Below are 13243 nucleotides of genomic sequence, written 5' to 3'. Positions count from 1 at the left end.
CGGACGTGGGTTCAGTCCACCCGGGGCACCACGATGGTGTCTTCGGGGTGGAGGGTGACGGTGAGGCCGCCGCCGAGCGGCGGAATCCGGCCGTAGGCCTGGTGATAGGCCGGCTGGCGCAGGCTGAGCTCGATGCCGCCTTCCAGCGCCAGGAAGATGCGCAGGCTCTCGCCCTGATAGACGATGTCGGTGACCGTCCCGGTCAGCCGGTTGCACACGGGATCCTGCGCGCCGTCGTCGATCAGCAGCTTTTCGCTGTGCACCGCCAGCATCAGGGCGTCGCCATCGGGAAGGGCGCGCGCACTGCGCAGCAGCACATTGCCGAGTGCGACGCTGGAGGCGTCGACGCGGCGGACCGAGAGCATGGTCGCCTCGCCGATGAAGCTGGCCACGAAGGAATCGGCGGGATGGTCGTGCAGCCGCTCGGGTGTGTCGATCTGGATCAGCCGGCCGTCCTTCATCACGGCGACGCGGTCGCTCATGGTCAGCGCCTCGCGCTGGTCATGCGTGACATAGATGATGGTGGCACCGATGCGCTTGTGCAGCGCCCGCAACTCGATCTGCATGGATTCGCGCAGTTGCTTGTCGAGCGCGGAGAGCGGCTCGTCCATCAGGATCAGGCGCGGCTCGAAGATCATCGCGCGGGCCAGGGCCACGCGCTGGCGCTGGCCACCCGAGAGCTGCGCGATGCCGCGCTCCTCATAGCCGGTGAGCCCCACCATCGCGAGCGACGCACGCACCTTCTCCGGCCAGGTCGCTTTGGGCAGCCGCCGCGCGCGCAACGGAAAGGCGACGTTCTCGCCGACGCTCATATGCGGGAACAGCGCGTAATTCTGGAACACGACCCCGATGTCGCGCTTGTGCGGCGGCATATAGGTGACGTCGCGGCCGCCGAAATGGATCGAGCCCGACGATGGCAGGATGAAGCCGCCGAGAATGCCGAGCAGCGTGGTCTTGCCGGAACCTGAGGGACCGAGCAGCGAGACGAACTCGCCGGCGCCGACATCGAGGGACACGTCGTCCAGGGCGCGAACGGCGCCATACGCCTTGCTCGCGGACCTGATCTCGACGCTTTCCGCTCGCTTGTCCAACGACCGACCTCACCCATCCCTGCAATGGCGTGCCTCACTGCGCGCCATAAGCCTGCTTTATAGACAGGGATTCTGAGCACTCACGGCTGAAGCGTGCGGTGCACCTAACCTTCTCTCGCAAGCCCTGTCTTTAGGCTGTGATACCAATGACAACAGACTTGGCAAAACCCGGCAATTGCCAAATTATTACGGGCCTCATAACATGACGTTATGCCTGAGTTGCGCCGGATGCTGCCGTCCAGTAACGCCCTGTTCGTCTTCGACGCAGCGGCGCGCAATGGCAGCTTCACCGCGGCGGCCGCCGAATTGAACGTCACGCAACCGGCGGTGAGCCGCATGCTCGGTCAGCTCGAGGAGCATCTCGGCGTGCGCCTGTTCGACCGCACAGCGGGCCGCGCGGTGCTCACCGAGGAAGGCGAGCTGCTCTATCGCCGCGTGCTCGAGGGCTTTCGCAGCATCGAGAGCGGGCTCGTCGAGATCGAGCGGCGCCGCAAGGGCACCGAGACGGTGACGCTGTCGGTCTCTTCCGCCTTCACCACCCACTGGCTGATGCCGCGCATCGACAAGCTGCAGAAGCAGTTTCCGCAAGTCGATCTGCGCTTCCAGCTCATCTCTGGTGCGCTACGCGGACCGGTGGAGAACGTCGATCTCGGCATGCGCTTCCGCGATCGCGACGAGCCGTCATCCGGCGGCACCTTGGTGATGAAGGAAGTCATGCTGCCCATGTGCAGCCCCGGTTATCTCGGCGAGACCGATCCAACGGAAGGCAACACCATCATTCGACTCGCCGAGACGCCGGGCGACTGGGCCGCGGATTACGCCTCGCTGCTCACCGGGCGCCGCGGCGCGGCCAAAGCGCTGAGCTTCACCGACTATGCCGTCGTGGTGCAGGCTGCGCTGCTTGGCCAGGGCATTGCGCTTGGCTGGCTGACGGTCACCTCGCATTGGCTGCTCACCGGCGCGCTGGTGCCGGCCTCCGACACGCTCACCACCACGCGCCGCATCTGCGAATTCTTGCCGCCGCGCAACCGGCCGATGCGCCCGATCGCCGCCGAGATCCGCGACTGGATCACCGCGCAGATGAAAAGCGAGATCGCCGCGATCGATCGGCTTTATCCGAAGCTTGGTGCGATGGCTGCGTGCTATTGATACGATTCGCGCGGATCGTATTGCCGCTCGTCCAGCGCCTGCGATGATGAACTAAGGGCCGCCAGCGCGGTATGAGGCTGCGCCAGGAGTGCCTGCCGGTGCTCCGGCGCCGCCGATCGCGATCATCCGGCGCCCCACACGGCAAGGCCACAGCGTCCAACTAGAACGAGGTGCCACCCCCAAACCTGAACTCCTGAACCGTGTCGTATTTGCCCTTCGTCAGCGGCACGGCGTAGTCGAAGCGCAGTGGCCCGAACGGCGAGGCCCAGATCAGGCCGACGCCGACGGACGACCGCACAAGGTTGCCGTCGTCGTATTGCAGTCCGCAGGTTGGGCAGGCCTTGGTGTTGACTTCGTCCGTGGCCGACCATGAGGTCGGCCCCTGGTAGCCCCAGAGCGATCCCGCATCGGCGTAGACCGCGCCCTTCAGGCCGACTTCCTTGGGCAGGAACCAGAACGGCATCTGCAACTCCATCGATGCGCGAAAGCCCTTTTTATCGAGATCGTATTCAGTGAGCGCGGCGACGACCTGGACGTCGGCGAAGCCGTTCTTGAGGTAGAAGCGGAAGCAAGGGCGGGCGGTGCCAGGCCCTTACTCCTGTAGACATTCATCACTTGACTTGCCCCTGCCCTCCACGGCGTGGACGAGCGCGGGCCGACCGCCCTCATCTGTCGCGCCGCATCAGAGAGCTCTCAGCACTGGTTTTGGATTCCCGTGCTTCCGGGAGGCAGGCCGTTCGCCGTGCGTGGCCTCGTCCGGTGTCACGGCCGCCAGGATATTCGCATGGTGTCGAGGCGACGGATGCCGCTGTGCCCCTTGATCGCCGGCGCTTCATCCAATCTGAGCTGAGGAATGCGGGCCGCGAGCGCCGCCAGGCTCTCCTCGAGTTCGATCCGCGCCAGCGCTTCACCGATACAACGATGGGCACCGGCCCCGAAAGCGGGCAGCAACCGTGGTTGGTCGGTTCGACGGATGTCGAATACGTCGGGCCGTTCATAAGCCCCTTCGTCACGCGCGGCGGACATGGTCGACAAGATGACGAGTTGCCGGGCCGGGAGCACAGCGCCGCCAACCTCGATGTCTTCGGCCGTCACCCTGATGAACGATGCCACGCTCGGCTCGAATCGCATCGCCTCCGCAACCGCGCCTGGAATCAACGAGGGATCGCGGCATACCGCCTCCCATTGCTCCCGGTGCTGGAGCAGAAGCGCCAATTGCATGACGATGGCGACGCGAGTCGTGTCGGTGCCGCCGACGATCAACTGCACGATCTGGAATATGATCTCGAGAGGTGACAACTCACCTGCTGCGTCGGCCTTCCCAAGGAAATCCGAGAGGAAATCGTCCCGAGGGGCGCGTCGCCGGTCTTCGATCGTCTTCTCCACGTAGGCGCGCAACTGTTGGCAGGCCACCTCCGATTCGGGGATTTCGTCCGGCAATATGCTGGCGCTGAGGAATCGAGTCACCGCGTAGACGAGTTCTGTAAAGGAAGGGATATCGGCTCGCGGCAGGCCGAGAAGATCGCCAATGACCTGGGCGGGAAGCTGAGCTGCGAACCGACCGACGAATTCGACCTGACCATCGGCATACCAGCTCTCAATCAGCTGCTCCGCGGAGCGTCGTATGTGCGGCCGCAGATCGGCCATCATACGGGCCGCAAAGCTTCTGGAGAACGGTGAGCGCCGGCGGCGGTGCACGGCACCGTTCGCGGTGAGCATTCCGTGCGCGAAGAGGTCAAACAGCGCTCCCTCCGTGACACCGAACAATTCCGGGTGGGCGGTTTCGGATGCGGCTATACGGAGATCACTGCCGAGCCGCTCAATGTCGGCATGGCGGAGCACGAGGTAACCTCCCGTCTCATGCCTGACAAAGGGATAGGCGGCACGATACTTGCGGAACATTCCGTGAGGATCCGCGTCGAGGTCTGCCGCACTGAGAACCGGCAGGTCCTCAACAGCGGCGAGAGCTGCCCGATCGTCGGCGCCGACAACTTCTGCCATTGGGATTCTCTTGTCCTTGACTGCGATTTCTCCTCCCTAGGCCTGGCGCGTTACGTCTCGATTGCCGGACAGTCGAAATTCGTTGCAATCGTAACGGGCGGCCGCGCGGTCGCCTGTCAGCGCGGCGCGGCCCAGGCTCAGTCCGGCGATGGCAAGATCGCCCGCCTCAGCAATCATGGAAGCCCCGCACCGCCCACTCGATCTCCGAACGGCCGTGGATTCCAAGATCGCGCAACGTCCGGTCGTCGAGTTCCATCAGAGCAGCAACAGCCCTTCTGATCTCCCGCTCTCGGCGAAAATGCAATCGCAAGACAGTCAGCATCTCACCGGCCGAACGCAGCCAATTCCAACGTCGCGCGGGTTGCGCGGCGCGCGGCGGCACGCCGCCGCATTTGACGGCGCTGCCGTTGCGCTCGGCGCCATCGCGACCGCCGCTGCGCATCGGCTCTGCCGGTTCACCGGTCTCCCGGTCCGTCAGCCAGTCTTTTCGTGCCACCAGTATCGTGTGAGCCGGCATGGCCGCGGCCGGATGCAACGCTGCACCGTAGAGCGCAAACCCTTCCATGAAGGAAAAGATCACCGACCACAACATGCCGACGTCCCGGTCCGGCGCGGCTCCAGCCGGCGCCGGATGCGAACCAGTGTCCGCGAGGTCCTGCCTCCCGTTACGGCCAGCACCGAGACCGGCCGTACCGCGGTCATCGGGCCATGCGGCCAGATCTTGACCATCGAGCTCCCCGTCAACCGGGCGGGCAAGCCGGACCATACTGCGAGAATGCGACTTCATCGTAGATCTCCCACGCATTGTTCGTGGGAGCCTATGTGCAGGCCGGCCGTTACACCGAGATCACCGTCATCGGCAAAAAGGCTACGGTTGCAATCCGCCGACCGCGTTCAGCACGGATCCACGGTGCCGGAAGACGCGGCGACGCCAGCCTTGGTCACGCCACGTTGCGTTTCCGCTGTAACCATTCGATGGCCGGCGGAAGCATTGGTGTAACGGCGATCCCGTCAACTCGCTCTGCGCAATCGCTCGGCCGCCCTGTTGCGGCCGTGCACCGATCCATCAAGAGGTCATCTCCCATGAAGATTCTTATCGCTTCGACGCCTGCGACGGGCCATCTCAATCCACTGCTGGCGATCACGCAGATCCTGGCTGCCGAAGGCCACGAGATTGCCCTTGTGACAGGTACCGCCTTTCGTGCCCGCGTCGAAGCCAACGGCATCAGGTTCTTTCCTCTTCCCGAGGGCGCGGACTTCGATCCGAACGACGTCTTCTCGTTGGTCCCCGAGCTTAAGATCATTCCCCCGGGGCTGGAGTGGCTTCGTGTTGTTTGCGAGCGCATCTTCGTCGACGCCATTCCGGCCCAGCACCAGGGGCTGCTGGAGGCGTTGCGGCAATTTCCGGCGGACATCATTGTCGCTGACGACATGTTCTTCGGCATCCTGCCGATCCTGCTCGGACCGCGATCGCATCGGCCTCCCGTCGCGCTCTGCGGCACCTCGATCCTGCATTGGGCGCGCGAGGACGGCGCACCCAATTTTCTCGGCTTGCCGCCGGCAAGGACCGACGAGGACCGCGATCGATATGCGGCCCTGACGCGGGACTATGACGCGACGGTCGATCAGCCGGTATTGCTGCGCCTGAACCGCGCCTTGAAGGGCCTCGGGGTCGGTCCGGTAGCGATGCCGCTATTCCATTCCGTGGTCGCTCTCGCAGATTCTTATCTGCAACTGTCGGTGCCGAGTTTCGAATTTCCGCGCGACATGCCGTCTTCGGTGAATTTCGTCGGCACGCCTCCGATCATTGCCAACCAGGTCTCGCTGCCGCCCTGGGCCGAGGACCTCGACGGCTCGCACAAGGTCGTGCTCGCGACGCAGGGCACGGTGGCCAATCACAACCTCAATCTGCTGGTCGCCCCGACGCTGGCGGCGCTCGCCAACGAGCCCGACATCCTGGTGATCGCGACGGCAGGCGGCCGTCCAGTCGACGCCATTCCCGGCAAGGTGCCGTCGAACGCCCGCGTCGCCAGCTATTTGCCGTTCGAATGGCTGCTGCCGAAGGTCGACGTGCTCGTCACCAACGGCGGCTATGGCAGCGTCAACCAGGCCATGAGCTTCGGCATCCCCCTGGTTACCGCGGGACTGACCGAAGACAAGGCCGACGTCAACGCACGGGTCGCGTGGTCCGGCGTCGGCATCGACCTCGCGACCAATGAGCCGACGCCAGAAGCCTTGCGCGAGGCGGTGCGGACGGTGCTCGACCAGTCGCGCTATCGATTGCGCGCGTTACAGATCGCGGACGAGTTCGCAGGGATCGATACACGGAAGAAGATTCTCCGGATCATCGGCGAACTCGTTGCCGACGAAACCAAGCTGTCGCGCCTCCGCGCGACCATGCCAAGTCGGGGTCGGCGCGCCGGGCGGCGCGGATGATCCGATTGCCGAACTGAGCCATGGAGGGCGGTGCGACCGTCCTCCGTCGTTCCATCAATGTCTGTCGGAAGCCATCGGATGTTCGTTCATGCGCATCAATCCTGAATCCTTCGCCTTCATGGTGCTGCTCGGGCTGCTGGCGGCCGTGCCATATTCCGGTATCGACATCAATCTGCCCGCACTGGCGGCCACCGGCTCCACATTTGGCGTGAGCGCGTCGGACGTCGGGTTGACGACGAGTGCCTTCATGCTCAGCCTCGCAACAGCGCCGCTGATCTATGGACCCGCCTCCGACCGCCTTGGCCGCAAGCCGATCCTGGCATTCGGCCTCGCGCTGTTCGTCGCCGCCAGTTTCGGCTGCGCGCTTGCTTCCTCGCTGCCGGCTCTGCTGGTGTGCCGTTTCATTCAAGGTATCGGCGCCGCCGCAACCGCCACCACCTTTGCCATCATACGCGACCTCTTCGACGGTACCGCGGCACGAGGCGGGATCGCCAACGTCATGGTCGCAGTCAACGTTGCCACCGTGATCGCGCCCACCGCGGGGGCTGCCCTGCTGGCCGCTGCCGGCTGGCAATCGATCTATGCGACCCAGGCCGCGATGGGTCTGGCGCTGCTGGTGGTCGTGATGTTTCGCTTCGCCGAAAGTGCGACCATCGCTCCATCCGCCCGCCTGGTGCCCGCAGCCGTGATTCACAGCTATCGCCGCGTCCTGACGCATCCCGTTTCGCTTCCCTACATCCTGGTCGGTGCAGCAGGCGGCGCGATGGTGTTTGCCTACGTCACCGGCGCCTCGCTCTTCTTCGTCGGGGCCGTCGGGCTCTCGCCCGAGCAGTTCGGCCTGATCTTCAGCGCCTGCTCGGCGTCCGTGATGGGCGGCGCCTTCCTCGACGGACAGCTCGGCCGGCGCGGGATATCTTCGGCATGCATGCTCGCCACCGGGCTGACGCTGTCGGCGGCGGCCAGCGTTGTCCTGCTCGCGATGACATTGACCGGCTGGATGCCCACGGTGCCTGTCGCCGCGCTCCTCATGGCGGTGGCGCTCGGCTTCGGACTCAGCGTGCCGAACGTGGTGAGCGCGACGATGCAGCACTTTCCCGACATCGCCGGCGCCGTCAGCGCTGCTGCCGGAAGCATCCAGCTAATCGCCGGTGCCATATCGAGCGGACTGGTGGCCGCTTGCTTCGACGGCCGGACGGCGCTCTCGACGACGGTCGTCATGGCTGCGTCTGCGCTCCTCGCGCTCGTCCTGTATTTCCTGGTCGCGCGTCCCGCCGACCGTCGTCTGCAATCTCAGACGATCGAGCGGCTGATGCGCGCCGGCTCGATGCCGAAATCGACCGCAAGCTGATCATCTGGCGGCCGCTGATCATGCCTAAAGGCGGCTCGTGACAAGCCGCTTGCGCTCGCGTGAAAAACATCTGGCTTCGGCGCGCTCAATGCCCTGGTTTCCCCTACAGGAGCAGCCATGCGGATCAATTAATTCGCACGAAGCTGTGACAGCGATCGCCGAGGCGATGGCCGCCGGGAACGTTGCACATGATCGCGCGTGCCATTCTTACAGAGGTAACCATTTCGTCTCGACTAGACATCATTCGGTAGCAGCATTGCCCCATCGTTGGCGTGGCCAGCGCGGCTACACCCGCGGTCACGCAATTGTCCCATCGCCTGCTCCGGTCGCGAAAGGAACGATTGCGTCAGTGAGTTTCGCGACCTGATGAGGCTTCTGGAATGTTATACCATTTTCTGCTGGCATCGTGGGGCACATTGGGAAACCTCTCTCCTCTCCTGACTGCGGGACGGAAACTGCGCCGGAATGGTCATCATGTCCGGGTGATGGCGGATCCGGCAATGCGTGCCGAAGTGGAGAGCGCCGACTTCGAATTCGTGACATGGCGCCGCGCCCCGACGGGCAAGGCCGCCGATCCGACAGATCTCTCGGACGTGTCGCAATGGATACGCCGCGTCGTATTCGACCCCTGCTCAGCCTATGCGGCCGATATCCGGGACGAAATTCGCCGCGGGCCGACGGATGCGGTTCTCAGCTTGGACGTATTGTTCGGCGCCGCGCTCGGAGCGGAGGCATCGGATGTGCCCCTCGCTCTTTTATCCCCCCATGTCAGCCTGCGCACCCTGCCGGGAATGCCGCCGGCCACGAGCGGGTTGGGCCAACCGAAAACTCCGCAAGAGCGTGCCGAAGTTGACGTGGCCAATGCCGCCGTATCGCAGATGCTGAATTCGTTTCTCCCTCTTCTCAACCGGGCCCGCGTCGATCTGGGACTCGCCCCGCTCGCGGATGTCATGCACCTGTTCGATCGGGCCGACCGGCTTCTGCTCGCAACCAGTCGGGCGTTCGACTTTCAGGCTGATGCTCTGCCGTACAATTTTCGGTATGTCGGGCCGCTGCTCGACGTGCCGAACTGGTCCAAGGCCACGCAACCCAATTCGCGGCAGGCCGCCACCTGGCCAGCATCGTCCATGCGATCGGGGCGCCGCCGCGTCTTGATCGCTTGCAGCACCGGCGCTCAAGGCCAGCGCGATCTGTTTCAACGCGTCGTCAACGCGATGGGCATGCTCGAGATCGATGCCATCACGACCACTGGCCCCAATCTGAAGGTTACAGATCTGCGGGCTCCACAGAATGTGCAATTGATCAGCGGCGCTCCCCATGACCTGATCATGAAAGACGTTTCTGCCGTGGTGTCGCAAGGCGGCCACGGAACCGTCACCCGTTCGCTCCTCAACGGCTTGCCGCAGCTCGCTCTTCCGATGGGGCGGGATCAGGCCGCGAACGCGGCGCGGGTCGAGGCCAGGGGCGCCGGGCTTCGATTGCCGCCAACGGCCTCGGAGATGGAAATCGCCGCGGCAGTGGACCGGCTGATCACCGAGCCGCAATTCACGACGACGGCTCGCTTCCTCGGCGAGGCCATCAAGGTCGATATCGATCGGTCCTGCCTCGTCGACGAGATGGAGACCATCGCCGCCGCCGGCCGCCGAATGAGACGGCCGTCCCCTGCAACGACGGCGTCTCGTCGCGCCTGACGAACCTCGATGCGGCGGCCCGTCCATGATCGGCCCGGTGCCGCTGACCGACGCCGCGAAATGCTCCGAGCGTTCGCAAGAGCGCGCGGGCATCGCCAAACGAAAGCGCCTCCCGACCTTGCGCGCATTTTGAAGCGGGACCGACGGCCGCTGACGACCAATGCCGGGGAGATTGGCTGCGTTTTCGACGATCCGGCGCGGGCGGCAGATGCGAAATGAGACCTACATTCTGGCGATTACCCCGGCTGAATGGGTTCGTCAGCCGCTCCTCTATCGATATCCTGGCAGACACTGGCGACGATCTGATAGGAGCGATGGGCCGCGGCGGTGTCCTGGATGAACGTGATGATCATGAGTTCGTCTGCCTGCGTTCTCCTGATCATCGCCTGGATACCGGAACGCACCGTTTCCGGTCCGCCAACGATGGCGTAGGATAAGCGGTCGGGCATGGCTGCGACGGGCGCCGCAATCGCGTCCGTCGCCGATGCCGGCAGCTTCTTGCGAAACCATTGCACCAGGATCGGCCGGACGCCAGCCATCATTTCCTCCGCTTCTGCATCCGTGTCTGCCGCGATGATAAAGGCCGACACCATCGCATGCGGAGATCGCATTGTGGCGCCCGGCCGGAAATGCGTGCGATACGCCTGCATGGCAGGAATCAGATCATCGGGCGCGATATGGGTCCCGTAGGAGAACGGCAAGCCGAGCTTGCCCGCCATTGTCGCCGAGGCCGTTGAAGACCCCAGCAACCAGACGGGTACATCGAGGCCGCGCCCAGGTGCATGTGGACTATCGCCCGATTGCGGCTCGCGCAGGAGCGCCAACAATTCGTCGAGGTCAGCGTCAAAACGCATGCGCGCATCGGGCGCCTTGCGTAGCATCCGGAGCGTGTCAGCGTCCGACCCTGGTCCGCCCGTTGCGCGTCCGATTCCGAGATCGATCCGGCCGGGATGTAGCGCCGCCAATGTTCCGAATTGTTCGGCAATCAGAAGGGGCGAATAGTTGGGCAACATTGCGCCGCCAGAGCCGACGCGGATCGATCGCGTACGGCTCGCAACATGAGCAAGCACGATAGGTGGCGCCGCATTGGTCAGCCGCGGCACGTTGTGATGCTCGGTGAACCAGAAGCGTCGATAGCCCAACGCCTCCGCATGCTGCGCTCGCTCGACAGTGCGGGCCAGAGCTTGACGCGTACCGTCGCCATTGTACTTCGGAGAAAAATCGAGCATCGAGATCGGAAGCGATCTGTCCATCATGAATCCCTTTGTGTTGTCCGGCCCGATCCTTCGGCCATGGGGCTGCCAATGAAGCGGCGTCGTGACGACGCCTTCACTGGCCGCGATCTCCAGGGCCCGGGTGCTCAGCCGATATTCTGTCGTAAAGACGCGCAGCGCATAGCCTGCGCTTCTGGACAGAACGGCCAGCAAGATCGCCAATCGGCGCTCAGGCGACGGCCGCTTTCAGATGACGGGCAAGTATCTCTGCGAACACCTTCACCTTCGAGGAGATGTCGGCGCGCGAGGGATAGGTGAGTTGGAGTCTGACCGAAGCCGAAACGGGGAAGGCCTTCACGAGAGCGCCGGACGCCAACGCCGTTCTGCATAGCGACCCGGGCAGGAGGCCGATGCCCTGACCGAGCAGCACCAGTTCGCGGATGAACGTGAAACTGTCGACCGTAACGTGGAACTGAGGCAGGACCCCGCCATCGAGGCACTGTTCGAAAAGGCGGCGCAGTTCCGGCTGCTGTGGACCGATCAGCCGCGTTGCCCTGGCGATGCTCGCCGGAGCACCGTGACGGCGCATATAATCGGCGCTCGCATAAAAGCCCAGTTCCATGTCGAGCGCCCCCCGCACGACGGCGTCCTGGGGATTGGCGGCACCGATCCGCAGTGCGACATCGACATTCTCGGAGACGAGGTCGAGCACCGCGTTGGTCGGAACCACATTGACCCGCACCTTCGGATATGCCGCGCAGAATTCCGAGATAGCCGGGGCAACGATCTTTGCTGGAAAGTCCGCAGGCAGCGTCATGCGGATCTCGCCTGCATGAGATGGTCCGACCTGCTTCAGATCGGCGAGTGTATCGGCCAGGGACGCCAGGGCGCCCTCCGATCGCTGATACAGATCCTGCCCTTCGGCGGTCAGAGCGAAGGCGCGTGTCGACCGTTTGAAGAGGCGAACGCCCAGCGAGCTCTCGAGATTGCGAATGCGCAGGCTCACGGAAGACCGCGGCATCCCTGTCCGGCGTGCGGCTCCGGAGAAGCTGCCCGCGCGAACAACTTCAATGAATGTCTTGAGCGCGTTGAGATCCATCAGCGCGCCCTCAGCGAGCCGTGATCCTTGATAGGATCACGGGCGAAATGGCGTGCCGCCTCCGGAAGCCAGCCATGAGCGCTCCGGCGACCATCCCCAAGTATGGATGGGCGGGATCGGGAGTGTTTGAGAGTCCGCATCTATCGCGCGATAGTACGATATCGGGCGCTGTCCCCTTCTTCACATCCTCGTTTTTACGAACGCCCGCAGGAAGATGGGTTGGTCACGGTCAGGGATGAGACATCCGGGGATCGGGGACCTCCTTCGACCCGTCTCCTCGCTCGATTTGCGGGTCGACATGGCCCTTCAGAACCCGGGTGCCGCAAGGCGCGCACGCTATGGCAAGGGTCCGACGATCATTTGATCGTGCCGTTGGGCGATACCGGGCAGGAGATTCATATTCTGCTCCCGTGGTTCGGGGATGTCGCGGAGATCGCGAAAGAATTCCTCGTGCTTTCGCGGTGTCGAGATCAAGATGTGGCGCGCATCACGGGAGCCGACATTCGTGAACCCATGAATCATGCCTTTCGGAACCTGCACGCGTGCCCCGGGCTCCACGACCTCGGTCTGGTCGCCGATGAGATATTTCAGCGTTCCCTCGAGAACGACGAACAGCTTATCCTCGGATGCGGAAATATGAGCCGGTGCGCCGAAGCCTGGCTTGATCGTCATGTCCAGAATCGTGAACGGGCTTGTGCTGGAATTGATGATCCTGGTGCTGATCCCCGCGAAATCAGTCTGCTCGAATGTGGTTGCGATGCCAGCTTCCATTGTCGGTCTCCGAGGCTCGAGTGGGCGTCGGTTCATACTTCGTCGCTCCGGAGCATCGCGCATAGCCCAAGCCTCTGGACAGACCGGCCAAGACAATCGCCAATCGCCCGCATTGGGATGATGTCGCAATCTCAGAACCGCACGTGCCAGATCCACGGCACCACGCGCCCCTCGCGGCGGAGGGGTAGGACCGTGCCGGCCATCAGTCGTCGGGCGTCCGACCCTCAGTCTAAAGCTGCGGTGCATTGCGGATTGCTATTCGCGAGTGAGCCGAGCGACCCTCCGTTCTCCTTGCCCGACGGCATTCCCGCGAGGCAATGGTGCGCCCCGCAGGCTGATGCCACCGGACGACCCATTGCACCGACCTCAGCAAGCGAAGGGACAAGGTCGAAAGTCCTTTGCCGCGGGCGAATTCCAATTGGCACCGCGCCGGCGGCGCCAGC

The 13243-nt window shown here is 64.0% G+C and carries 10 protein-coding genes and 1 pseudogene; 4 read left to right on the top strand and 7 right to left on the bottom strand.

Going from position 1 to position 13243, the window contains the following annotated elements; genetic code table 11:
- Nucleotides 1–11 precede the first annotated feature (11 nt).
- Nucleotides 12–1091, bottom strand: a complete 1080-nt coding sequence (locus IVB23_RS32690) for an ABC transporter ATP-binding protein (protein ID WP_247801300.1) — start codon at nucleotides 1089–1091, stop codon at nucleotides 12–14.
- Nucleotides 1092–1301: 210 nt separating this feature from the next.
- Here IVB23_RS32690 and IVB23_RS32685 point away from each other — a divergent pair, with 210 nt between their 5' ends.
- Nucleotides 1302–2240 carry a LysR family transcriptional regulator gene (locus IVB23_RS32685; RefSeq protein WP_061883533.1) on the top strand — a complete coding sequence of 313 codons (939 nt, stop codon included), beginning with the start codon at nucleotides 1302–1304 and terminating at the stop codon, nucleotides 2238–2240.
- A 160-nt stretch (nucleotides 2241–2400) separates the two neighbouring features.
- On the opposite strand, the pseudogene IVB23_RS32680 reads toward IVB23_RS32685, so the two are convergent.
- The 3 genes and pseudogenes from IVB23_RS32680 to IVB23_RS32670 all read right to left on the bottom strand — a co-directional run.
- Nucleotides 2401–2721: pseudogene (locus tag IVB23_RS32680) on the bottom strand (BamA/TamA family outer membrane protein); the annotation flags it as partial.
- A gap of 281 nt (nucleotides 2722–3002) precedes the next feature.
- The gene (locus tag IVB23_RS32675; protein ID WP_247801299.1) at nucleotides 3003–4241 is read right to left on the bottom strand and encodes a cytochrome P450; all 1239 of its coding nucleotides are present in this window, start codon (nucleotides 4239–4241) and stop codon (nucleotides 3003–3005) included.
- Nucleotides 4242–4407: 166 nt separating this feature from the next.
- The gene (locus IVB23_RS32670; RefSeq protein ID WP_247801298.1) at nucleotides 4408–5028 is read right to left on the bottom strand and encodes a DUF1127 domain-containing protein; all 621 of its coding nucleotides are present in this window, start codon (nucleotides 5026–5028) and stop codon (nucleotides 4408–4410) included.
- A gap of 296 nt (nucleotides 5029–5324) precedes the next feature.
- Here IVB23_RS32670 and IVB23_RS32665 point away from each other — a divergent pair, with 296 nt between their 5' ends.
- The 3 genes from IVB23_RS32665 (at nucleotide 5325) to IVB23_RS32655 (ending at nucleotide 9716) form a co-directional block, all read left to right on the top strand.
- On the top strand, nucleotides 5325–6677 hold the full coding sequence (locus tag IVB23_RS32665) for a nucleotide disphospho-sugar-binding domain-containing protein (RefSeq protein WP_247801297.1): 1353 nt from the start codon (nucleotides 5325–5327) through the stop codon (nucleotides 6675–6677).
- Nucleotides 6678–6765: 88 nt separating this feature from the next.
- A complete protein-coding gene (locus tag IVB23_RS32660; RefSeq protein ID WP_247801296.1) occupies nucleotides 6766–8025 on the top strand; it encodes an MFS transporter in 1260 nt (419 codons plus the stop codon).
- A gap of 380 nt (nucleotides 8026–8405) precedes the next feature.
- A complete protein-coding gene (locus IVB23_RS32655) occupies nucleotides 8406–9716 on the top strand; it encodes a glycosyltransferase (protein WP_247801295.1) in 1311 nt (436 codons plus the stop codon).
- Nucleotides 9717–9952: 236 nt separating this feature from the next.
- Here the strand turns inward: IVB23_RS32655 and IVB23_RS32650 are convergent, their stop codons facing one another.
- The 3 genes from IVB23_RS32650 to IVB23_RS32640 all read right to left on the bottom strand — a co-directional run bounded on the left by IVB23_RS32650 (nucleotide 9953) and on the right by IVB23_RS32640 (nucleotide 12800).
- Nucleotides 9953–11152: an LLM class flavin-dependent oxidoreductase gene (locus tag IVB23_RS32650; protein ID WP_247801294.1), complete on the bottom strand. Its 1200-nt coding sequence runs from the start codon at nucleotides 11150–11152 to the stop codon at nucleotides 9953–9955.
- Nucleotides 11153–11159: 7 nt separating this feature from the next.
- Nucleotides 11160–12029 carry a LysR family transcriptional regulator gene (locus IVB23_RS32645; RefSeq protein ID WP_197964665.1) on the bottom strand — a complete coding sequence of 290 codons (870 nt, stop codon included), beginning with the start codon at nucleotides 12027–12029 and terminating at the stop codon, nucleotides 11160–11162.
- Nucleotides 12030–12365: 336 nt separating this feature from the next.
- The gene (locus IVB23_RS32640; protein ID WP_061883542.1) at nucleotides 12366–12800 is read right to left on the bottom strand and encodes a cupin domain-containing protein; all 435 of its coding nucleotides are present in this window, start codon (nucleotides 12798–12800) and stop codon (nucleotides 12366–12368) included.
- Between the last annotated feature and the right edge of the window lie 443 nt (nucleotides 12801–13243).

Origin of the sequence: Bradyrhizobium sp. 191 (assembly GCF_023100985.1) — a bacterium.
Lineage (GTDB): Bacteria > Pseudomonadota > Alphaproteobacteria > Rhizobiales > Xanthobacteraceae > Bradyrhizobium > Bradyrhizobium diversitatis.
The sequence above is the reverse complement of the archived record's forward strand: the minus strand, read 5'-3'. Positions and strand labels throughout refer to the sequence as shown.

Excerpts from the sequence above, each read along its gene's own strand:
- IVB23_RS32685 (WP_061883533.1), top strand. The coding sequence starts at position 1,302 with ATGCCTGAGTTGCGCCGGATGCTGCCGTCCAGTAACGCCCTGTTCGTC.
- IVB23_RS32675 (WP_247801299.1), bottom strand. The coding sequence starts at position 4,241 with ATGGCAGAAGTTGTCGGCGCCGACGATCGGGCAGCTCTCGCCGCTGTT.
- IVB23_RS32670 (WP_247801298.1), bottom strand. The coding sequence starts at position 5,028 with ATGAAGTCGCATTCTCGCAGTATGGTCCGGCTTGCCCGCCCGGTTGAC.
- IVB23_RS32665 (WP_247801297.1), top strand. The coding sequence starts at position 5,325 with ATGAAGATTCTTATCGCTTCGACGCCTGCGACGGGCCATCTCAATCCA.
- IVB23_RS32660 (WP_247801296.1), top strand. The coding sequence starts at position 6,766 with ATGCGCATCAATCCTGAATCCTTCGCCTTCATGGTGCTGCTCGGGCTG.
- IVB23_RS32655 (WP_247801295.1), top strand. The coding sequence starts at position 8,406 with ATGTTATACCATTTTCTGCTGGCATCGTGGGGCACATTGGGAAACCTC.
- IVB23_RS32645 (WP_197964665.1), bottom strand. The coding sequence starts at position 12,029 with ATGGATCTCAACGCGCTCAAGACATTCATTGAAGTTGTTCGCGCGGGC.
- IVB23_RS32640 (WP_061883542.1), bottom strand. The coding sequence starts at position 12,800 with ATGGAAGCTGGCATCGCAACCACATTCGAGCAGACTGATTTCGCGGGG.